We start from the raw sequence: 22,328 nt of genomic DNA, 5'->3' as shown, positions 1-22,328 counted from the left end.
GCTGTTCACTTTTGGTTGCGCATGGAGCGATCGGCTCAAGACGTGATTGGCGTGACGTATCGGCAGGGCGCGGAGGAGCGCTACTCACGATGTAACGTATCGCGTGCGTGACGGCGCGCGCAGTGAACTTCAACTTCAGTCGCGCGATGGCGCGAGAGCATCGCTGAATCGAACGTGATTGCCCATAATCGCGTGAGGAAAGACGTTCGCTCGCAGCCGGCGCCGTGCGACGCAAGCCGGTCACATGGTCCGCGAGGCGCTCTGCCAATTCACACTGGCAGACACCTTCGCCTCGCTATGCAAGAGTTGCGCCATCGTTTCCATTTCATGAGGAATTTTGGCGTTGCGTTGACAGTATTAATGCCGAATATCACTATTTTTTCACGCGGACGGCAGGGGTCGTCGGCACTTCGAATAAACGGGAGACAGTTTGTGTCGCAACTTTCCGCTGGTACCCAGGCAGCGTCCGTGAGGCGATCCGAGGTTCGCGCTTCGCCATCCATACGCGATGTCGTGGCAGTTGTCGCCGGCAACGCGCTAGAGTTCTACGATTTCACTGTCTACGCATTCTTCTCGGTATTCATCGGCCGTGCGTTCTTTCCGTCGTTCTCGCCGGCGACACAAGTCATCGCTTCCGTGGCCGTGTTCGGCGTCGGCTTCGTCGCACGTCCGCTCGGCGGGGTGGTTATCGGCGCGTATGCCGATCGGCGGGGGCGCAAAGCGGCGCTGACGTTGACGTTTGCCCTGATGGCTTTGGGCACCGCGATCATCGCGTTCACGCCGACCTATGCGCACATCGGCATCTTCGCGCCCTTGCTCGTTGTCGTCGGGCGTTTGCTGCAAGGACTTTCTGCTGGAGGCGAAGCCGGACCCGCCACATCCTATCTGCTCGAAACCGCGGCGGCGGGTCGCCGCGGCCTCTATACGAGCTGGCAACTCGCGACGCAGGGCATCGCCGCGCTGATGGGCGGACTGGTCGGCTATACCGTGTCGTCGGTGTTATCCGCCGAAGCACTGAGTGCATGGGGTTGGCGCATTCCGTTCATGCTCGGACTGCTGATCGCGCCGCTCGGCATCTACATCCGCAGCCGGTTGCATGAGACGCTCAACGCCGAACACGCGGTGAAGAGCAATCGCGAACTGCTGCGCGGCATCGTCGATGCGCACCTGTCCGAACTGGTGCTCGCCTGTTGCGTGCTGATCGGCCCGACCATCACCGTGTATGTGGTCGGCCACTACATGACCACGTATGGCATCCGCGTGCTGCATCTGCCGACTTCGACTTCGATGCTCGTGGGCTTTGTCACGGGCGGCGTCGGCATTGTCGCGTCGTTGAGCGCGGGGATTTATTTCGACCGCTTTCCACGCAGCCGCTTGCTGGTCGTGCCGCAGTTCCTGTCGATTCTCGCGGTGCTGCCCATGTTCGCGTGGGTGTTGCACGCGGGCACTGGCAGTGTCTTTCTCGGCATGGTCGCGTTTCTGACCTTGCTGCGCGTGCTGATGTCGCCGTTCCATCTGTGCGTCATTCCTGAAATTTTTCCGCAGGCCGTGCGCAGCACGTGCGTGTCGATCTGCTACAGCGTGCCGACGACGATTTTCGGCGGCACAGCGCAACTGGTGGTGGCCTGGCTGGCGACGATCACGCCCAACCCGATGGCGCCTGCGTGGTACTTGCTAGGGGCCAACGTGATCTCGTTCGTCGCAGTGTTCACGCTCGATCGGCGCCGCCGCGCGCGGCTCGCCGATGGCGCTTCGCGGTAGTCGCGCGTTGGATGTGAGGTGGGCGCAACCTGACGTGCTTTTGCCGTAGACCGAATTAAATCTGTCTACATGAACACCCCCCAATTGCGCCAGGATTTCGAGGCTTCGACGAACAGGATGGGCTGCAGCTACATTCGGCCTTGTCGCAGCCTGCTTCGCTGCGGGCTCCTATGAAATCCACTGGCTCACGCCTCATTCACCGGGCGAGATTGTCAACCTCTGATACGTTTTCAGGCTTGGTGAGTCCCAGGTCCTACCCGTTTTGTCATTACACTCGAATGCCGCGGCGCCCGGTCGTCTTGATGCCAGGATTTATCTCAAAAAAGGATAGTGCTTATCTGTAATATCGCGTTGCGCGATACCGCCAGTGATCGTCAAACTTGAGCCAAATCAATCGCCGCATTCAGGAGACACTCGTGCGCACTCAGGTTGGCATCATCGGTGCCGGGCCGGCAGGCCTGCTTCTTTCCCATCTTCTTCATCTTCGCGGCATCGAATCCGTTGTGCTCGAAACGCGCAGCCGTGAACAGATCGAATCCACTATCCGCGCCGGCGTGCTCGAACAGGGCACGATGGACCTGCTCACCGAAGCCGGAGTCGGCGCGCGGATGAAGGCCGAAGGCGCGCTGCATCATGGTTTCGAACTGGCTTTCGAAGGCGAGCGGCGGCGCATCGACCTGACCGGACTCACCGGCCATTCGATCACGGTCTACGCGCAGCACGAAGTTATCAAGGACCTGGTGGCCGCGCGCGTCGCCGCCGGCGGGGCGTTGCGTTTCAACGTGTCGGATACGTCGCTGCACGGCATCGATACCGACACACCGTCGATCCGTTATCGTCACGAAGGCGAAGACCGCGAACTGCAATGCGACTTCGTGATCGGCTGCGACGGCTCGCAAGGCGTGTCGCGCGGGGCGATCCCGCAGGCTTTGCGCAAAGACTATGAACGTGTGTATCCGTTCGGCTGGTTCGGCATTCTTTGTGAAGGGCCGCCTTCGTCGGACGAATTGATCTACGCGCGGCACGAACGCGGGTTTGCCCTGGTCAGCACGCGCTCGCCAAACGTGCAGCGCATGTATTTTCAATGCGACCCGAAGGATTCGGTCGATAACTGGTCCGACGACCGAATCTGGGCTGAGATGCATGCGCGTGTCGATTCGTACGACGGCCAGAAAGTCGTGGACGGCAAGATTTTCCAGAAGAACATCGTCGGCATGCGCAGTTTCGTGTCGACCACGATGCAGCACGGACGGCTCTTTCTCGCTGGCGACGCCGCGCACATCGTGCCACCGACCGGCGCCAAAGGGCTGAATCTTGCCGTCGCCGACGTCCGGGTGCTGACGGATGCATTGCGTGCGTTCTACGTCGAAAATCGCAGCGATCTGCTCGACAGCTATAGTGAAACCGCGCTGAAGCGCATCTGGCGGGCCGAGCATTTCTCCTACTGGATGACGAGCATGATGCACCGGATCGAGGGCGCCTCGCCCTTCGAGCAACAGCTTCAGGTTGCCGAACTGGAGCACGTCACGACTTCGCGCGCAGCGGCCACCGCGATGGCGGAAAACTACGTCGGCGTCGCGGCGGTGTGACTGTCACGGTCGCGCCAGTGCGACTGGCGCCGCGCACGCGGTCTTAGCTTAGCGACAAATCCTTATGCGCCGCGGCCTGAAATTCGGTTGGCGTGGCGCCCGTCTGTTTACGAAAATAGCGGCTGAAATAGGCCGCATCCTCAAAACCGAGCGCGTGCGCGATCTGCTTGATGGTCAAGCCGGAATAGACCAGGTCGCGCTGGGCTTCCCGTATCAGATGGTCGTTGACTAGCGACATCGGCGAATGGCCGAGTTCATCCCGGCAAATCCGGCCAAGTTGCGCAGCCGTCACGCCGAGCTTGCCTGCGTAGAACTCGGCTGGCCGATGCTCGCGGAAATGCACGGCGACGAGTTCGCGCAGCCGTTTGATCTGGCTGCTGCGCCGGTCCGCCACCGCGGCGGGCACCGGCGCGGAAACCGCGTCGCCCAATCTGGCCACTTGCACAAAAAGTGCAATCAGCAGCGACATGCCAGCGGCAATATGGCCGCGCGCATTGCCGCGATATTCCTGCTCCAGCAATCTGAAAAGCGGCATCAAGGTATCGTCGCTTGCCGACGTTCTGACCGGGATCAGCGCCGCGCGCTGCAGCACCGGCAACAGGCCGGGCGACACCACCTTCGAGATCGATTCCAGCGCCCGTTGCGCAGCGGTAATCACGAGCCCGTCGACATCGGGCGAAAACGCGAATCCATGCACCGTTTGCGCGGGTATCAGCACGACGCAGGGCGGCTCGAAAGCCAGCTTTTCGCTCTCGATCACGACATGGCCGCCGCCGCTGCGGATATACAGAATCTGCAGCAGCGCGTCGTGCCGATGGGCTTCGATATGCCAGTCGTTCGGACGGCTACGCTCGGGAATCCATTCGAAATTGAACGCATCGTACCAAGGCGGGCGCGCCGACTCTCCGTACAGATCGTAGTTAGGGATTTTCCTCATGCCGTTTTGTCTCCTGTGTACGAATTGTCCTGCGATGTGCCGCCTTTGTCCAATCTCGGGCGAGTTCGTGTGGCTATACTTTTTTCCATGAAAGGAGCGGGTGCATAGAGCGGTCGGCGGGAATGGTGTCGAGCGGTCAACGCCGGTTCATCAGAGACGTGGAGATTTGGATGACTAACGAAATTAAGGCGACCGAAAGCCCGGCACACTGGCTCGTGCTCGAAGGCAGCGTATGCGTGGTGAGCGGAGCGGCTGGCGGTATCGGCAGCGCGATTGCACAAGTGCTGGGTGACGCGGGCGCACGTCTCGCGTTGCTCGACCGTGACAAAGCGAAGTGCACCGAGCTGGCACAGACCCTCAGCGTGCAAGGTATAGAGGCGCTCGCGCTCGGTTGCGACATCGGCGATCCGGATAGCGTTCAGGGCGCCGTCGAACGCGTCGAGGAGGTTTATGGCGCGGCCGATGTGCTGGTCAACAACGCGGGACTGCTGCGGCCCGGCGGCATTGAGGACATCGGCCTCGAAGCATGGAGCGCCATGCTTCGCGTGAATCTGACCGGCTACATGCTGTGCTCACAAAAATTCGGGCGCGGCATGCTGGAAAAGCGCACCGGCAGCATCGTGCATGTGGCGTCGGTGGCCGCGCATCATCCGCAGACTTACAGCGGCGCCTATAGCGCGGGCAAAGCCGGTGTCGCGATGCTGTCGCGGCAGATTGCGGCCGAATGGGGACCGCGCGGCATACGCAGTAATACGGTGTGCCCCGGCATGATCCGCACGCCGTTATCGGCAGCGTTCTATGCGCAAGGCGATGTCGAGAATCGCCGCAGTGCGATGACGGCAAGCCGCCGCATCGGCCGTCCGGCGGATATCGCCGAAGTCGTCGCCTTCCTTGCCAGCCGTCGCGCGGGCTATGTGAACGGCGCGGAAGTCGTCGTCGATGGCGGGCTCGAATGCATGTTGATGGATCTGGTGCCGCGGCCGGGCTTCGAAGGGCCTGGCGTCGCCCGCTAGACCGGCACGCTCACTCCTCATTCAAAGGATGCAAATCATGACTACCGCAATGCGGACATCCGGGCTGACATGCGACGTGCTCGTGATCGGTTCGGGCGCGGGCGGCCTTTCTACCGCCATTACCGCGCGCAAGCAGGGACTCGATGTGATTGTCATCGAGAAAGAAGCGTTCTTCGGCGGAACCACCGCCTATTCAGGTGGCGTGCTATGGATTCCCGGTAATCGCCATGCGCAAAGCCATCACGTCAGCGACACGCGCGAAGCCGCGCTGACCTATTTGCGCAACGAGACCGGCGCGTTTTTCGATGAAGCCGCCGTGAATGCGTTTCTCGATACCGGTCCGCAGATGCTCGATTTCTTCGAGCGCGAAACCGATGTCAAATTCGTGCCGACGTTGTATCCCGACTATCACCCGAATGTCGGCGGAGGCGTGGATATCGGACGCTCGGTGGTGGCCGCGCCTTACGATTCGCGCCAACTCGGCAAGGACATCGTGCGCCTGCGGCCGCCGCTGAAGACGATCACGTTCATCGGCATGATGTTCAATTCGTCGAACGCGGATCTCAAGCACTTCTTCAACGCGACTCGCTCGCTGAAGTCGGCCGTGTATGTGGCGAAGCGGCTGGCGAGCCATCTTAAGGATCTCGCGCTATACCGGCGCGGCGTGCAGGTCACGAGCGGCAACGCGCTGGCCGCGCGCCTCGCGAAGTCTGCGCTAGATCTCGGCATTCCTATTCACACGAACACGGCCGCGCGTGAATTGACCGTATCCGGCAAGCGTGTGACCGGCGCCCTCGTCAGCGGCCAGAACGGTGAAATTCGGATTGCCGCGCGGCGTGGTGTCGTACTCGCCTGCGGCGGTTTTTCTCATGACGTGGCCCGTATCGCCAAGGCCTATCCGCATGTGCGGCGCGGCGGCGAGCATGTTTCGCCGGTGCCGCCGGGCAACACCGGCGACGGCGCGCGCATGGCCGAGCGACTCGGCGCCGAGGTGGCGATCCGTTATCCGCAGCCGGCGGCATGGATGCCGGTGTCGCGTGTGCCGATGCGCGACGGTACCTTCGGCGTGTTTCCGCATCTGCTCGATCGCTACAAACCGGGGATTATCGGCGTCACACGTGGTGGCCGGCGCTTTACGAACGAAGCGAACTCGTATCACGACGTCGGCGCCGCGATGATCGACGCGTGCAAAAACGAGCAGGAAACGGCGATGTGGCTGATCTGCGATCACGCGACGATCCGAAAATACGGTCTCGGCTTTGCCAAGCCCGCACCGGTGCCGCTCGGGCCGCTGCTGCGCAATGGCTATCTGACGAAAGGCCGCACACTGGCTGAACTCGCACGCAACGCGGGTCTGGACGGCGCCGCGCTCGAAGCGACCGTGCGGCGCTACAACGTCGATGCCGTGCGCGGCGAAGACCCGGAGTTCGGCCGCGGCACGACATCGTTCAACCGTTATCTCGCGGACCACGACCATCATCCGAACCCGTGCGTTGCGCCGATCGGCGACGGTCCGTATTACGCGCTCAAAGTCGTGATGGGCGACCTCGGCACCTTCGACGGCATCACGACGAAAGTGACTGGCGAAGTGCTGAACGATGCCGGCGCCGAGATATCAGGCTTGTACGCAGTCGGCAATGATCGCGCGAGCGTGATGGGCGGCAACTATCCGGGCGCCGGCATCACGCTCGGCCCCATCATGACCTTCGGCTATATCACCGGCCGGCACATCGCCGGACTGAACGACGTCAAGACGTCCGAAACCGTATTGAGGACCGGCACATGAGCAGCGGCAAACCCTTTATCGACCACCGCATCTATACGATCCGCCCGCGCGGCATGGTGGAGTTCATCGATGTGTTCGATCGCCTCGCGATGCCGATCCAGCTGAAGTACCTCGGCGCGCCGGTCGGCTTCTATATGAGCGATATCGGTGCACTTAACCAGGTCGTGCATCTGTGGGGCTACGAGAGCATCGCCGACTACGACCAGCGTCGCACGGCACGGGACGCCGATCCTGAATGGCCCGCATATCTGCAGGCATCGGCGCATCTGATCGTCGCGCAGGAAAGCCGCATTATCCGGCGCGTCGAATTCAAGAGCCTCGCGATGCTTCGCTAGCGGGCACGCCCCGGAGGAGACAGACAACATGAGCCGACAACAATCCGTGGCGATCGTTACTGGCGGCGCCAACGGCATCGGCTGGGCAACCGCCCAGCGGCTCGCGGAAGAGGGCTATCGCGTCGCCATCGCCGACTTGCAGGCAGAGGCGGCACGGCAGCGCGCGCATGAACTTGGCACGGGGCATGCCGGCATCGCCGTGGATGTCGCAGCGGAGGCTCAGGTGATGGCACTCGTGGAGACGGTGGTCGCGCAGTTCGGACGGCTGGACGTGCTCGTCAACAACGCAGGCATCGGCGACCAGTCGCATCCCACCATTCATCAAAGCGTCGACGCATTCGACCGGCTGCTTGGCATTCATCTGCGCGGCACGTTCGTCGCGTGCCGTGAAGCGGGCAAGGTCATGCTTGCGCAGCGTTCAGGCGCGATCGTCAACCTTTGTTCGATCGCGGGACTCGCCGGCATTCCGGCGCGCAACGCGTATGGCGCCGCCAAGGCAGGCATCGCGGCAATGACGCGCTCGATGGCATGCGAGTGGGCACGCGACGGTATTCGCGTGAACGGCGTCGCGCCCGGTTATGTCGCCACAGAACTGGTCAACACGCTCGCGCGCAACGGCCAGATGAGCGTGAAAGCGATCGAACGGCGCACACCGATGGGCCGGCTCGCACGGCCCGATGAAATCGCTCACGCGATCTGCTTTCTCGCTTCTGATGCAGCGAGCTACATCACCGGCACCGTCTTGAGCGTGGACGGCGGCTGGCACGCATACGGCGCCGCGGATGCCGATGGGCCGCCCAGCTAACGCACCCGCAATATATGCAGCACCCCATAACAAATACATCTACACATCATGGAGACATCGCAATGAAAGAGCCCCAGCAAAGCAGGGCGGCCGCCCCGCGCACGTCGTACGCCGCAAACCGTTCCACTGGCATTCGAGGAGACGCAAAATGACGACCGCCAAAAGCACGGTGGATGTGCAGGCATTCATCGACAGTCAACGCTTTTCGCCGTTTCAATGGACGATTCTGGTCTTGTGCTTTCTGGTTGTCGCCGCCGATGGTTTCGATACGGCCGCGGTGGGTTTTATCGCGCCGTCGCTGGTGCAGCAGTGGGGCGTCGCGCGCTCGTCGCTGGGCCCGGTGATGAGCGCGGCGCTTGTCGGGCTGGGGATCGGCGCGCTTGCCGCCGGTCCTTGTGCGGATCGTATCGGGCGCAAGACCGTGCTGGTCCTGTCGGTGTTTTTCTTCGGCATATGGAGTTTAGCTGCGGCTCACGCGACATCGATCGAACAGCTGACCGTGCTGCGTTTTCTCACTGGACTGGGTTTGGGCGCGGCGATGCCGAACGCCGTGACATTGATGTCCGAATACGCGCCGGCACGGATTCGCGCGGTTGCGGTGAATGCGATGTTCTGCGGTTTTTCATGCGGTTTGGCCATCGGTGGTGTGGCATCCGCGTGGCTGATTCCGCATTTCGGCTGGCCCAGCGTGCTGGTGGCGGGCGGCGTCGGTCCGATCGTATTGACCGCGCTGTTGGTTCTGCTGCTGCCGGAATCGGTGCAGTTCATGGTGGTGCGCAAGCGGGCAGATGAGCGCGTGGCGCAGATTCTCGAGCGCATTGCGCCGCTCAGCCGATTCGACGGTTGCCGCTTTATCGCGGTCGAATCGCACACCAGCGGCAAGAGCGTAAAAGCGCAATCGGCGCTCGCGCTTGTGTTGTCGTCGCGCTACCGCTTCGGCACGCTGATGCTGTGGCTCGCCTACTTCATGGGCCTGCTGATTTACTACCTGCTGACCAACTGGCTGCCCACTCTGTTCAGAGACACGGGGCTCTCGGGCGAGAAGGCGGCGCTGATGACTTCGCTCTTTCCACTAGGCGGCGTGCTGGGCAACCTGTGCGTGGGCTGGATCATGGACCGCATCAACGGCAACCGCGTGATCGCGGTCACCTACCTGCTCGTTGCGGTTCTGGTGCTGCTGGTTGGACGTGGCGTCGGTCATCAGATCTGGCTCGGCACGCTGATTTTCCTGACGGGCACGAGCGTGACAAGCGCTGTCACGTCGATGTCGGCGCTCGCCGCGAGCTTCTACCCGACGCGCGGTAGAGCGACAGGCGTGGCCTGGATGCTCGGCATCGGTCGGATCGGCGGTGTGGCGGGAGCGCTGGTCGGTGCTGCGCTGATGGGCCTCGGCTGGCAGTTCGGCGCGGTATTCAGTTTGCTCGCTGTGCCGGCTTTGATCTCGGCGGTTGCTCTGGTCGTCATGGCTCCTCGACTCGGCGAGAGCGGCGCGCAGCGACCGGAATCTAAAGAGGTTGTGACGCCGTCGTCGGTGCTAGATAAAAAGCTTGGGTGAAGGTTGTACCACTCAACGTTTGGCTAATCCGGTAGGGCGCGACGAAAGACTGTCGCAATGACGTGGGCCTGGTGAACTGCACGGCTTGCTTCTGATCAAAGCGCATCGACAAGCAGGGCAGACTGCGCGGCATGGAGCCCGTTTTCGGACTATCTGTGCGCGGCGGTGGCCCGACGGGACGCTGCAGCTCGATGACGTGGTTCTCGCGACCGAGCAATTCCTGCACCTGATGCTGCGCGGGATCCGTACGCGGCTGCTTTGCGCCACGAGACGGCGCCCCGGCGCGTCCGGGCGCGGCAGCATCGCACGTCAGGCTGTTCGCATCTTCGTCGCTGGATGCAAGGCGGGAAAGTGAGCGGACGAAAGGCGGCTCGAGCACAGGTTCGAGCGCGCGATACCGTCGACGCTTACTTGCCGCTCGTCGCCTTCTCCGGATCACTACCTGTCTGGGCCGCTCCGATCGGCGGCACGGCGTCGTTCATCGATGGCAGCGTCTCCTTCTGCGGCGCAGTGGCGGCAACAGCGGCAGGCTGGGCGGAGTCGGCCTTCAGGTAATGGTCGACTAGCGCGAAGAAACGGTGATAGAAAACGCCAGCAGGAATCGTCTCGCTCGCAACCTTCACCATCGAGTCATCGCTCGAGCCGATCGGCAGCGACAGCGATCCGAATACGCTCAGTCCAACGCTCGCCGACGTGTTGCTCTTCTTCAGCGCATAGCGATCCTGCACCGCGTTCACGTACGCCGTACTGCTGGTGCTTTTGGGGTCGTCGGTTGCGCAGACCACGTGGATTTCGATCACCGCGTGCGAATCGCTGGTGGGCTGGAAATTTTTCGAGCCATCGACTGAATCGGGCCTCGTCGAGCTGGCGATATATCCCTGGCTGAGCAACGCACGGCGGGCGGCTTCACAAGCGGGTTCCGCCTTCGCGGCGAACTTGTGCATATAGGGGCTATCGCCTGCGTCGAACTGTTCTTGCTGGTAAAGCGGCTTCGGCGTCGAGCACGCAGACAGTGCGCTCGCTAGCGCAAACACGAAAGCCGCGGAGGAAAGGCGGAACTGAGTATGCATGGCTGAATACGATGGATCGGCTTGAGCGGAGCAGGGGTCTGATGCCAGAAGGTCAGGACGCCCAATGCTCTTGCGCGGCAAGAGAGGGACACATCATGCGGCCGATCGGGAAGTGAATGGGCCGCACCATTATAATTTTCTTTCCCTACAACAACCTTAGACGTTGTCGTGAGCGCAGGTCCGTCACGTGTACGGCGGAGTGGCAAGCCGATACGAGGGGACGCATGATGCGGATCATACGATCGAGAAAAGGGCGCCGTGCCTTTCTGTGTGAGAAGGAGCTTGCTCCCTTGTTCAAACGCAGCCGGTAGTTACGTTACCTTCAAGCAGATACCCGGAGTTGGCGTTTCCGGCGCCGAACATCTGTACCATGGATGCCGGTGATAGAGAACTTCCCGCGACTCGGTAATATGGGTGTTGTGTTGACGGTTTGTACAACCCGCATCGTCGTTACAACGGGATCAGCTAAAGCTTGCTCAATCATTACGAGCATGCGGACAAAACCGAACCTCTTTGCCTCGCGAGTTGGCCGCCGCGGACAACTCGCAACACCACGTCAAACGAAGGCAATCTACCTGCTAAAAGTTCAATTGCTTAACCGCTCAAGGAAGTGGGTGAGTCCTCAGAATTGCAGTTATAGGGGCTGCGTTCGGGAAGGAGTGGTGACGCTTGGAGAGCGTTTGTTGATTGTCTGATCCCGCAACCTTATCGCCGACACCAGACTGTCGTGTGCTGCGAATTAGCACGATAACCTGTGCGTGGATATCGATATCGATATCGATATCGATGTCGACGACGTAACGGTCGGAACATCCGCGTACCCGACGTGGTTAGATGAACGTGTGCACGAGATAACCTTCGTTGGGACCGAGCATCGGCAGCAGCGCTGTGACTGGAGTGAAGGCGGCGTATGCGACTAGGCCCAACTCGCTTCCGCGAAAGGCTTAGTTCAATGTGCCATGACCTCGAGTGAAGCCGACGTTGGCCGACACGTCGCCCGCGCAGTCGTTCGCATGCCAGACCATATTGCGTTGGCATATCGCGATGATATCTCTTGAGCTCATTTCGTCACCCGACAAATGTGTTTTGGCGCGAGTTCGCTCGCGCGCTAGGAACCTGTTCGAGCAGCTTGTTGGCCCGCGATGCCAGATGTGGTCATCCGGGAATCAGCCAACGGAGATTCGTTCACTGGACTCGGCGCCAAGCAGACTGAGGACCAGCAATATGACAGCTTGGTTCTCAATCGCGATCGCGATACCGACCACATCGCTTAGCCACCGGCCAATCTTGGTAGCGGCAAAATCTCCCGGTCGCGCCGATTTTTTCAGCGTGACGCCAAGCTTCACTGCTCGATAATGATATGAGGGCACCCGATGGCTTGCCGCAATACCCGATAATCCGCCCTTTAGGCCTGAACAGCGACCAAGGCTGCCAGCGAGCACGATCCTCTCGTGATCATCCAGTCCGCGAATGAAGCGACGCGCAAGGGAGCGCACGCGAGCTTCATCGAGTCCGTATTGCATCAGTATGGATTCGGTTGATTCGTCGAGAGCGTGTGCGTGTCTATCGACTTCTTGCGCTACGCCGTCCGCCTCAATCGAAACATTGTGCTGGTGGCTTGCACTGCGTAGGCAATCGATTAGATAGCGCCTGAAGTAAGCACAAATTGCATAGTTGCTCGACGGCGCGCTTTCGGCACACGCGTTCGACTCCGCACGGCCGGGTTCGAGGTGAAAGACCTTTGCATAGATGAACTGTGCGACGAGTTCTTCCTTGTCGTCCCGAAGAGATTGCAGTTCGAGCGGGTGATAGGGTCGCAGCGCACCTCGCACGAGGTTATACATCGTGGCCATTTCGTCGCCCGACAGATGCGTGCGTCGCCGCCACAAATCCGAAAGATTGGCTGTCTCCATTCTTAGACCGCTCGCGCTTGTTGGCATTGTTTCCATGGCAAGGTCTCTTTCTGGTTTTATGGGGAATCACGAGGGAAGTATTGTTCAAACGCGTCGTTTTCTCCAGATAGAATATGTGGGATTGCCCTCGGGTAAACCGGGGGTGAATCCTTTTCTCTCTAATGTCCGAAATACGCGGCGCCGAGGAACGATGCGCAGAAACAACGCGCATGGAAATCAACCCGTCCTGTGCGTAAAGCACGCGGCCCGATCATCATCGGGTTCGCGCTCGCGTGCCGGCGTTGCATTGTGGCTCTGGAACTATTTCAAGTCGTGCGCTTAATGCGCGTGAATGGATCAAACGTTTTCCATCCGGCTGGCATTTCATAAACGCAAGCCGATCTTCTACCCCGCATGCGTTCGTGCTCCTCGCCTTGCCGGTGGTGGTTTTCCTATCGGCAGGAATCGATCTATCTAACTTTTCGAGTGAATTGCACCGCTATAGGTATCGGCGGCAGCGCCACATTTCGGTGCCTCTGCCTGCGGGCGCATTTTCATTGACATGGTGCTTCTTTGCGTGATGATGCGACCGCGCGGGAAAGCGCGTGCTTTGCATTCAGCGTATGTCGCGATGCTAAGCGGATGCAACTAGCCGACATTGCCGCGCAACTGCAGCGCCCGCAAATATTGCCCGGCGACTTCCGACGCGCCGTAGTGCACGACCGTTTGATCGACCAGAGCCCAGATCTTGCAGCCGCCGAGGCGCGCTCGACGGCAGAAGGACAGATCTTCTGACAGGTACGCGCCGCGCTCCTCGATTGTGTCGAAGAAGCCATAAAAGTTGCCGCTGGGGATGAGCGACCTGTATTGTTCCGGCGGTGCGAAACACGCGGCGAATGGCCTCGCAGACTCGAAAGCGTTACGCTGCATCAGCAGGATGCCGGTGCCGATATGTTCGGCCTCGACAAAGCCGTCGACGACCTGTGCGCGGCCCTCCGGATTGCTTTTTACCAGCACGGTATAGTCGGCGTGCTTTTCCAGCCAGTCGCGCATCGAGAGGCCGCTGTCCGTTGGTTCGATCCGACGGGTCAGGTCAACGCGCCGGTACGGGTACGCGACGCCCGCGACGCTCCTGTTTGCCCGCAGCAGTTTCATTACCGCATCCGCCGGAAAGTGCATGTCGGTGTCGAGAAAGAGGAGGTGCGTGAAGTCCGGATGGTCTAGAAAATAGTTCGCGAAGAGATTGCGGGCACGCGTAATGTGGGACGAGCCGACATGCATCATCTGAAATTTCGCGCCTGCATCGGTTAGCGCCCGCGTCGTGTTGACGAGCGAAAACGCGAAGTTGACGTGCACTTCGTCGCGGTAGGTCGGCACGCCGATCAGGACGTTATGTTGATCCATGCGAGGTGTGTTCCCGGGTTCGCGCGTGAGCCGGCGCAAACCTGCGCAGCTCCTCTTTGACAGGCTGTCTCACTGCCCATTCTCGACGCACAGATCAGGATCGTTCACGACGCAATCGAGGGTTGGAGCAAGCGCTGCGCCCCTCACGCGCACGCGCGACTCCTTGGCGGCAATTCTCAGGCCCTTGGGCAACAGCACCCACATTTGCGCAGGTTGCCGGATTTTGCTCGCCTGCACCTGCGCCTGGGGGCCGGAGCCGAAAAAGAAGTCGACGCGCACCGCGCCTCGAATCGCGCCGCCTGCGTCCTGCGCCATCAGAAGGCGGGTCATCGGCACGACGCCCAATGGCGCTTCGCCTGTGCTGACGAACACCGGTGCGCCTAGCGGCGTCGTGCGCGGATCGATCGCGGCCGAGCGCCCCGCCGACAGTGGCACGCCAAGTGCGCCGATGGGTCCGTTGGCCGAATCCGGAATCGTTTTGAAGAAAACGTAGCTTGGGTCCGATGTCGCGAAGAGGTAGTTGATGGGCTTGCCAGACAACGATTGACCGTCGCTTGCGCCCACTGCGGTTTGCTGGACTTGCGGTTGGCCCGCGCTGCCAGGAGTGCTCGCGCGCGCCGGGTGTACTGCCGGCGTGGTCCCCTTGACGAGGTTGAAGCCGCGCAGGAGCGGTGAAGTCGGTCCACTGTCGGCAGTGCCCGCGTCGTCTGGCGCGGCTGGGCTCGCCGTTTCGGCTGCGCCCGCACCGCGCAAAAGTGGCGACTGCGGCACATCGTCTGTCGAGGCGCCCCCGTCGCTCGATGCTTCTGCATTCACTGCGCCTTCTTCCATATCGATCTCGACGCCGCGTACGAGGATCTTGCGTCCCTTCGTGCTTGCTTTCGCGATCGGCGGATTGAACGCAAAGCCGTTCTGCTCCGCGTACGCGAGTCGCAGAATCGAACCGTCGGGCTGGCGGATTCGTCCGGCTCCTTGCAGTTGCATCGCATAGAGCATCGCGGGGTCTTCGACATACGCGAGGACCGGCGCATTCAAACGCCCGCGCTCGATCTCGGCGCGCGAATAGTACGGCACGATGCGGTTGCCGGCGAGCCGCAGGCGTAGCTTCTTATCGCGAATATCGGGAACGCTGTCGCCCAACTCCAGCGCGTAGACACCTTTCAGGTTGCCGCTCGATACTGAGGTCAGCGGAATGACGTTGTGGTTTTCGATGCGCGCGGCGATCGCCGTATCGCGCGCGTTCGGCGGCAGGCGTCTCTGATCGAGAAATAGCATGTCGCGCGGCACGCCATAGACCGGGTACACATAAGGCGCGCCACGCTTGCGGCTGCCGTTGAGTGTCGGTTCGTAGTAGCCGGTGAGCAAACCACTCGTGCTCCTGTCCACGTTGCGGATCTGGTAGGCGGTGAAGTTCTGCTCGAAGAAGTGCCGCACCGACGCGGCGCTGCGTGCATCAACGCTGCCCGCAGCCACACACGGCGCCGACCATCCCGGTTTGCCGGCGAGCACGGCACAACTACGTTTGAACGCCTCCCACGACTGTTCGACATCGTCGCGGCTCCAACCCGGTAAGTCGGCGAAACGCACGGGTTCATAGAGTGCGTTTCGGGTCGCGAAGGCTGTAGCGGTGCCCGCGAGTTCCGACGACGGAGCGCTCGCGAGCGGGTACGTGACGCCCGCATCCGCGCCGACGGCGGGCATCAACTGTGTTGACGCGTTCGCGTCGCCTTGCATGACGCCAGCGTCCGGTGCGGGCTGGCTCGACGTCTGCGGCGGCTGAGGGGTGCCGCAACCGATCAGTGCTACGCACAGTGTGCCGGCGAGCGCGGCATGGCAGGTCCGTGTGGTGCCCATGATTGTCCTCGTCCTGCAACTGTCTGCTTCGCGCCTGAACCGGCCGTGCCTACACCTGGGGTGGCCCCGCTACTTAGACGATTTCACGACATCGATTTTGAAGGTGACCGCGCCATACTGCTGCGGGCACGGCGAGCCCGCTTCGCTGCACTGCGCCGCGCCGGCGAACGGCGACCAGGTCGGGCTGCGCTGCGCCGCGGCCGCCTCCTGCGCGGCGCGCGGCAGACTCGCAAACACGGAATCGTGCGTCAAGCCGAGCGCGGAAAAATCGCGCGGCGCGAGCGAAACTATCGCGACGAAATGATTCGCTCCCAGCGGTTCTCCTGCGAGCATCGGCCAACTGGGACGCGGCAGAACGAGACGCTTGCCCGGTGCGATCTGGTTTTCGTGGTCAAGTTCGTTGGGAAATAGCAGCAGGTACTGGTCGGCGGGATCGACCACGAACACGAAGACATAGCCAGCGCGGTTACTCGTCAGCGAGAAGCGCAGTTTGTCCCGGTTCACGACCGCGCGCGGCACCGGAAGATCGACCTTGACCTGGATCTCGGGGTCAGCTAGGGCCGCGATGCGGGCGAGTTCGCCGGACGCAGTGAAGGGCGGCAAGGATGAGGACGGAGGTTGTCGCCGGACGCTAGACGATGCGGATTGGTTCCCCGGCGCGCTGCTCGCGACGGGTGGCTCAACGCGATTCGCCGATGCTGTGTTTGGCGTTCGCAATGCAAGCGTACTCGACGAACCGGGTGCGGCCGTCGATTGTGCGGAACTGCGTGCCGGAGTCGGCACGCGTTCGTGCAGCCACCACGCACCCACGCCCGCAGCCGCGAGCATCACGGCGGCCGCGCTGGCCCAAACAACGCGCTTGCGCGCCGGCGCCGCGCTCGAATCGTTACCGGGGCGGGACAGCACTCCGCTGGTGTCCGAATGCCGTCCTGCATGCTGCGGCGGTCCGTCAAGCGCGATGCCGAGTTCGGCGGCGAACTGCTGCACAGTCTGCGGCCGGTCGGCGGGCATCACGGCGAGAGCGCGATCGATAGCCCGTAGAAATCGCTCCGAGTATCGGCCAGCAGCGAGCTTTCCGAGCGGCTGGTAGTTGTCGCTCACCATGCGCCCTACCGAAGGCGGTGGTGTCTTGCCGACGATCGCAAAGTACACGACGGCCGCGAGCGCGTACTGATCGCTCCACGCACCCTGTCTGAGAGTCGGCACTTCGGCGTATTGCTCGATTGGCGCATAGCCCGGCTTGAGGATCACAGTGAGAGCTTGCGTCATGTCGCCGATCACGCGCCGCGCCGCGCCGAAATCGAGCAGCACAGGACGCCCGCTGCCTTCGAGCAGGATGATGTTGTCGGGCGCGATGTCGCGGTGATAGCAGTTCGCCGCATGCAGCACCGAGAGCGCATCGAGCACCGGCACGAGCAGCGTGCGCAACCAGCGCTCGTCGGGTGGCGCACCCATCGCCTTGAGCGCCTCCTTGAGCGTCACACCCTTGTAATACGGCATGACCATGTACGCGGTGCCGTTCGCCTCCCAGAAGCGATACACCTTGACGAGCGAATGATGATCGAACTGCGCGAGGATGCGCGCTTCGTTAATGAAACTCTTCAGGCCTGCGCGGAACGTGCTCTCGTGCCGCTCGGACTTCACCTGCACTTCGGTGGCGCTCACGCGCGCCGCCAGTGCCGACGGCATATACTCCTTCAGCGCGACGTGCCGGCCAAGCGACGTGTCATAGGCGAGATACACGATGCCGAAGCCGCCTTCGCCGATCAGGCCGACGATCTCGAATTCGCCGAGGCGCGTGCCGGGCGGCAATGTGTTGTGTCCACCCGCTGCCGCAGTTGCTTGCTGCGACGGGTTCGCGCCTCCCCGCGCGATGCTGACGATCACGGTCCTATCGCCTTCCGGCAATTGTCCGGGAACGTCCGGAACGTGGCCGGGCTCGCTCATGGTTCTCGATTCAGCAGCATGGTGGTGAAGAGGTCGTTGTCGGGCATCCCGCAAGTTGGCCAGATCGTGAGCGTACGTTGAGCAGGTTCGACGCCTTGATCTTCGTCCGCGCCTTGCGCGGCAGTCCAAATGCTCATGCCGTGGATCTCGGCCTGCCAGATCGGCGCGAACTCTTTTGCCAGTTGCTCGGCAAACTCGGTGGAGAGCGCCACGGTCCACGGCGCGCTCAACACCGCCGCCCGCTGTTCGTAGCGCGTCACCGCCGGCACCGGCAGGGTTGCGAGCTGCGCGTCGAGCCGCTCGATAGTGTGATCGAAATCGAGCGCGGCGAGCGCCACTGTCTCGATCTCGGACAGCCACTGCCAGATGCGGTTGATCTCGCGGCCGGTCGCGGGCGCACTCGGCAGGGCGGCGGCAATCGTGAACGGAAAATGCCGCCCGACGCGGTCAACCGACGGCATCAGCACGCCGGTCCAGCATTCACTCAGTTCGGGGGCGATCGCGCCCGGCATCGCGAAAAAGCGCCAGACCGGGCAGGTGAGATATAGCGAGAGCCAGCGCTCGCCAAGCCGCAACTTCGTTTCGGTGATACGTTCGCAAAGCCACGCGTCCCAAGGCTCGACGAAGCCGTCGGAGAGGCGCCGCGTGGCGAAGTCGCCGAGCGACGGCAGCTTGCCGTACCAGCCGGCGATGGCGGCTTCGGCAACGCCCGCCGGCGCGAGGTCGGGGGGAAGCTTGTCGCTCATAGCCGTGCCGGGCAAGAGAAGGCGTGCAGGTCGGCGAGCCGGAACGGGTTCTCCACGCTGTTCGCCGTGACCTCGAAGCGCGCCTTGCGACCTTCCACGTCGAAGGTCACGAAAAAGCGCTCGGGCTGTCCGGTGGGCTTGATATCGAGCCGGTCGAACATGCGAAAGAGCGCCCACGGACCCTCGAACATGAGATTGCTCGCCCCGCTCGTCGGCGGCGGCGTCAGTTGCAGGCTCACGCGCCCACTACCGCGCGTGCCGGGCCACTGGATGGTCGTTGCGACCTGCGGACCGTGCGCATAGGACAGGACCTGGCCGTCGACATCGAGCACGAGTTGCAGGATCGACGGGTCCATTTCCACCGGCTTGAACTGCAGCGTCAGCGACGGTGCCTTGCCTCCCGCGTGGAAGAAAACGTCGCGGATCGTCGCCGCGCGCTCGAACTGCGCGAGGCCGGCTGGGCTGATCTGGGTCTGCGACTCGTCGACCTTCTTGAACGCCCACGGCTTGGTCGATAGGTCGACGTCGGCGGCGAGGTTCTTCTGGAAGAACTGGTCGAACTTGCCACCGGGTGCGAAGAGCGCGCCGAAGTCCTCGGGCAGCACGTCGCTCGCCGACGACTGATTGAACGGGTAGCGACCGGTCACAGCGCGGTTGCAGAACGCGGAGACCGACTCCTTCAGGTCCGCCGAGAGGTTCGCGCGTCTCGCGTCCTGCGTCTCGATCGCGCCCTCGCTACCGAGATCGACGAGCGCCGCACGGATCGGTTCGGGCATGCGTTCGGCCTGCGCCCGCAACTTCGACGGCACATCGGAGACGGGCGGCGCGGTCTTCTGCTGCAGCGCCTCGTCGGTAGCGTTCAGGTACACGTACATATCGTTGATGAGCCCGATCGTCTGAGTGATCGGCGCGGGCTGCCCGGCGCCGGGACTCGCGACGAGCGCGCGCAGGCCAGTGAAACGGTCGTCGACGATGCTCTCCAACTGTTTGCCCGACGTCACGGGCGCGACCTTCGTCGGGTCGGGCTCGCCGATGATCTTCAGCAGCTTGTCGCGCGTGGCCGCGAGCTTGTCGTTCGCCTTGTCGATGACGCTCGCTTCTCCCTCTGGCTTCGCGCTGAGCGTCGTCTCGCGCGAGGCCGCGCGAGCGAGCGATGCAAGCGGCGAATCCGGCGCGGAGAGGATGCGTGCGATCTGCGTGGCCTGCGTGAGCGTCGTTGCGCGCACGATGCGGATGTCGTCGAGAAACGCGCTCCAGATGTGCGCGTAGTCCTGCAGGTAGAGCAGGCGCACGTCTTCGGTCAAGCGCTGCATCGCGGCCGGGTCGCCGCGCGGCAGACCGCTCTGATCGCGGATGCCGAGCACCCACGGCTCCTCTAACGCGAGTTGCACGGCCACCTGATCGGTCGCCTTGAGGAACGCCTGATGGTAACCGTCGAAGGAATAGAGGCCCGGCACACCCTTGGTGAGAGGCGCGCCGCTCGCGCGCACGAACACGATCGACGCGTTCGGGCCGCCCGCGCGCGCCACCGTGAACTCCGGAAAGTCGGCGCCGACGCCTTGCTGCTTGAGCCGCCCGTAGACGCGCTGCGCGAGCGGATTGGAGACGAGCATCGCGCGCACGTGACTGACGAGTCCTTCATCGAACGGCAGGTTCGAATGCACGGCGCCGCGCGCGAGCAGCGCGTCGAGATGCGCGATCAACGCCGCGCGCTCGTCGTTGCCAACCTCGCGCGGCAGTGTGCGGTCCCAGTCGGTGAGGATCCAGGCCTTGAGGGCATCGGGATCCTGATGGTCGGGCTCATTGATCATAAGATATGCCTTGAGCGCTTCGTAGGCGTACCCCGTGTTCGCCGCATTCGCGCTGCGCGCCTGTTCCTCGATCCTTGCCGCGAGCTTCGGCAAGAACAGGTCAGTCAGGAGGCGCTGGTAGGCAGCGTCGGCGGCCGCGTCGAGCTTGCGTCCCTGCCACAGGCCCCACTGCATGGGGAGCGGCGGATGCCCGGCATCGACCTGCGTTGTCGACGAAAGATTGCGCACCGTCGAAAGTAGCGGCAGCAGTGCGACGAGACTTGCGTTTGCCGAAGTCGTGCCTGCGGCCGCGGCCTGCGCCGTGCGCGCAGCCTGATCGACGCTTGCGACATAGGTGCGGTTGCTCAGATAGCTCGTGCCCCAGAGCGCCAGCGCGCCGGCCGCGGCGACTGTGATCGCGACATACGCGGCGAGCAGCCGGAGATGCCGTCGCCGCGCCCACTTGAGGTTCGAGCCGGCAAGTCCCTGCTCAGCGAACACGACCTCGCTCAGTAGCTTTTCGATGAAGAAGCTGCGCCCGCTCGCTGTGCGTGGCAACTGCACGCTGCGCTCGACGCCGAAGGCGCGCGCAATCGATCCCATCACGCGGTCGATAGGCGTGCCTTCCTGTGTGCCGCTTGTGAAATAGACGCCGCGCACGAGCTGCGTCTCGTCGTGGCGGGACTGTACGAAGGTTGTACGCAGAAACTCGGCGAGCACGGGCTTGAGCGCTGAGAATTGCTGCGGAAAGCCGAGAATCGCCGCGCGTTGCGGCAAGCCGGTTTCCGCGTGGAGCCGCTCGGGTACGCAGGCGACGAGCCGCGCTTCCAGTGCGTCGAGTTCCTCGACGACGCGCGCATCGAACGCGTTCGCCGCGTTAGGTGCGTCGGGTTGATAGGGCAGCGTGAAGCCGAAGACCTGCGCGCGTGCCTCCTTGGTCATATCCGCGAAAAACTCGGCGAAGCCAGCGAGCAGATCCGTCTTGGTCACGAGCACATAGATCGGAAAGCGCGTGCCGAACTGCTCGGCCAGTTCGCGAACGCGCGCGCGCAGAGCTTCACCCATCTCGGCCATGCCTACAGGTGTTGAACCAAGGAGGTCAGGCACGCTCACTGTGAGCAGCACGCCGTTGATCGGCTGACGCGGCCGCGTCTTTTTGAGCAGTCCGAGAAAACCCTGCCACGCGGCACGGTCCGCATCACGGTCGCTTTCGTGTGTCGTGTAGCGGCCTGCGGTGTCGATTAGCACGGCTTCGTCAGTGAACCACCAGTCGCAGTTCCGCGTTCCGCCGACGCCTCTGATCCGGTCCGTGCCAAAGCGGTCCGCGAGCGGAAAGCGCAGGCCGGAGTGGATTAGCGCCGTGGTCTTGCCCGAGCCGGGCGCGCCGATGAACATATACCACGGCAGTTGATACAGATACTGCCGCGACGAGAGCGACGCCCAGTCGCGCCAGCCAGGCTTTTTGCCCGATGCCGCGACGCGCGCCTGCCGGAGGATCGAGAGCGCCTCGTCGAAGCGCTCGTGCAGCGTTGCGACCTCGGCATCACCGGGCGAGGGCGGCGCCACCTGCGGAGGTTTGGTGCGCTCGGAGAGTCCGTCGGCGAGCGCCGCCTGAACATGCCGGGCGCGCCAGGCCGCGAGGAGTCTCCGTAAGATGACGAGCAGCACGACGCAGCCGATCGCGACGAACCGTGCGGTCTCCGATTCGAGCGGGTAGGTGCGTGCGACCGAGACGAGCGGACCGACGAGCCAGATGACGCCGGCGACCAGAACCAGGCCCACTATCAGCAGCAGGATTGGATGAAACACGATCGACAGGATTTTCTTCATGTCGAGATCCGCTG

The 22,328-nt window shown here is 62.7% G+C and carries 15 protein-coding genes and 1 pseudogene; 8 read left to right on the top strand and 8 right to left on the bottom strand.

All coding sequences use genetic code 11. The features are described from left to right. Positions 1-513: 513 nt before the first annotated feature. Positions 514-1,761: an MFS transporter gene (locus tag WN982_RS37655; protein ID WP_341317041.1), complete on the top strand. Its 1,248-nt coding sequence runs from the start codon at positions 514-516 to the stop codon at positions 1,759-1,761. 416 nt (positions 1,762-2,177) lie between these two features. Beyond that, the gene (locus WN982_RS37650) at positions 2,178-3,350 is read left to right on the top strand and encodes a 4-hydroxybenzoate 3-monooxygenase (RefSeq protein WP_341317040.1); all 1,173 of its coding nucleotides are present in this window, start codon (positions 2,178-2,180) and stop codon (positions 3,348-3,350) included. 43 nt (positions 3,351-3,393) lie between these two features. Here the strand turns inward: WN982_RS37650 and WN982_RS37645 are convergent, their stop codons facing one another. Then, entirely contained in the window at positions 3,394-4,287 is an 894-nt protein-coding gene (locus WN982_RS37645; RefSeq protein WP_341317039.1) for a helix-turn-helix domain-containing protein, read from the bottom strand. Between the two features lie 170 nt (positions 4,288-4,457). Between WN982_RS37645 and WN982_RS37640 the strand changes: the two genes are divergently transcribed. The 6 genes from WN982_RS37640 to WN982_RS37615 all read left to right on the top strand — a co-directional run bounded on the left by WN982_RS37640 (position 4,458) and on the right by WN982_RS37615 (position 10,136). After that, on the top strand, positions 4,458-5,300 hold the full coding sequence (locus WN982_RS37640; RefSeq protein WP_341317038.1) for an SDR family oxidoreductase: 843 nt from the start codon (positions 4,458-4,460) through the stop codon (positions 5,298-5,300). A 37-nt stretch (positions 5,301-5,337) separates the two neighbouring features. Next, on the top strand, positions 5,338-7,086 hold the full coding sequence (locus WN982_RS37635) for an FAD-dependent oxidoreductase (protein WP_341317037.1): 1,749 nt from the start codon (positions 5,338-5,340) through the stop codon (positions 7,084-7,086). Further along, positions 7,083-7,421, top strand: coding sequence for an NIPSNAP family protein (locus WN982_RS37630; protein ID WP_341317036.1), 339 nt, complete (start codon positions 7,083-7,085; stop codon positions 7,419-7,421). Before WN982_RS37635 ends, WN982_RS37630 begins: the two co-directional genes overlap by 4 nt. A 28-nt stretch (positions 7,422-7,449) precedes the next feature. After that, positions 7,450-8,226 carry an SDR family oxidoreductase gene (locus WN982_RS37625; protein WP_341317035.1) on the top strand — a complete coding sequence of 259 codons (777 nt, stop codon included), beginning with the start codon at positions 7,450-7,452 and terminating at the stop codon, positions 8,224-8,226. 148 nt (positions 8,227-8,374) lie between these two features. Next, on the top strand, positions 8,375-9,781 hold the full coding sequence (locus WN982_RS37620) for an aromatic acid/H+ symport family MFS transporter (RefSeq protein WP_341317034.1): 1,407 nt from the start codon (positions 8,375-8,377) through the stop codon (positions 9,779-9,781). A gap of 85 nt (positions 9,782-9,866) precedes the next feature. Then, entirely contained in the window at positions 9,867-10,136 is a 270-nt protein-coding gene (locus WN982_RS37615; RefSeq protein ID WP_341317033.1) for a TetR/AcrR family transcriptional regulator C-terminal domain-containing protein, read from the top strand. 175 nt (positions 10,137-10,311) lie between these two features. On the opposite strand, the pseudogene WN982_RS37610 reads toward WN982_RS37615, so the two are convergent. The 7 genes and pseudogenes from WN982_RS37610 to tssM form a co-directional block, all read right to left on the bottom strand. Further along, positions 10,312-10,851 (bottom strand): annotated as a pseudogene (locus WN982_RS37610) (DUF2242 domain-containing protein); the annotation flags it as partial. 1,166 nt (positions 10,852-12,017) lie between these two features. Beyond that, complete coding sequence (locus WN982_RS37605; protein WP_341317032.1) at positions 12,018-12,800, bottom strand: hypothetical protein; 783 nt, start codon at positions 12,798-12,800, stop codon at positions 12,018-12,020. 591 nt (positions 12,801-13,391) lie between these two features. Continuing rightward, positions 13,392-14,147, bottom strand: coding sequence for a hypothetical protein (locus WN982_RS37600; RefSeq protein ID WP_341317031.1), 756 nt, complete (start codon positions 14,145-14,147; stop codon positions 13,392-13,394). 69 nt (positions 14,148-14,216) lie between these two features. Then, positions 14,217-16,001, bottom strand: a complete 1,785-nt coding sequence (locus WN982_RS37595) for an MltA domain-containing protein (RefSeq protein WP_341317030.1) — start codon at positions 15,999-16,001, stop codon at positions 14,217-14,219. A gap of 69 nt (positions 16,002-16,070) precedes the next feature. Next, positions 16,071-17,948: a protein kinase gene (locus tag WN982_RS37590; RefSeq protein ID WP_341317029.1), complete on the bottom strand. Its 1,878-nt coding sequence runs from the start codon at positions 17,946-17,948 to the stop codon at positions 16,071-16,073. Then, complete coding sequence (gene tagF, locus WN982_RS37585; RefSeq protein WP_341317028.1) at positions 17,945-18,694, bottom strand: type VI secretion system-associated protein TagF; 750 nt, start codon at positions 18,692-18,694, stop codon at positions 17,945-17,947. Before tagF ends, WN982_RS37590 begins: the two co-directional genes overlap by 4 nt. Continuing rightward, entirely contained in the window at positions 18,691-22,314 is a 3,624-nt protein-coding gene (gene tssM / locus WN982_RS37580) for a type VI secretion system membrane subunit TssM (RefSeq protein ID WP_341317027.1), read from the bottom strand. Before tssM ends, tagF begins: the two co-directional genes overlap by 4 nt. Positions 22,315-22,328: the final 14 nt, after the last annotated feature.

It is taken from the genome of Paraburkholderia sp. IMGN_8 (genome assembly GCF_038050405.1).
GTDB lineage: Bacteria > Pseudomonadota > Gammaproteobacteria > Burkholderiales > Burkholderiaceae > Paraburkholderia.
This window is presented reverse-complemented; position numbering and strand designations above follow the sequence as displayed.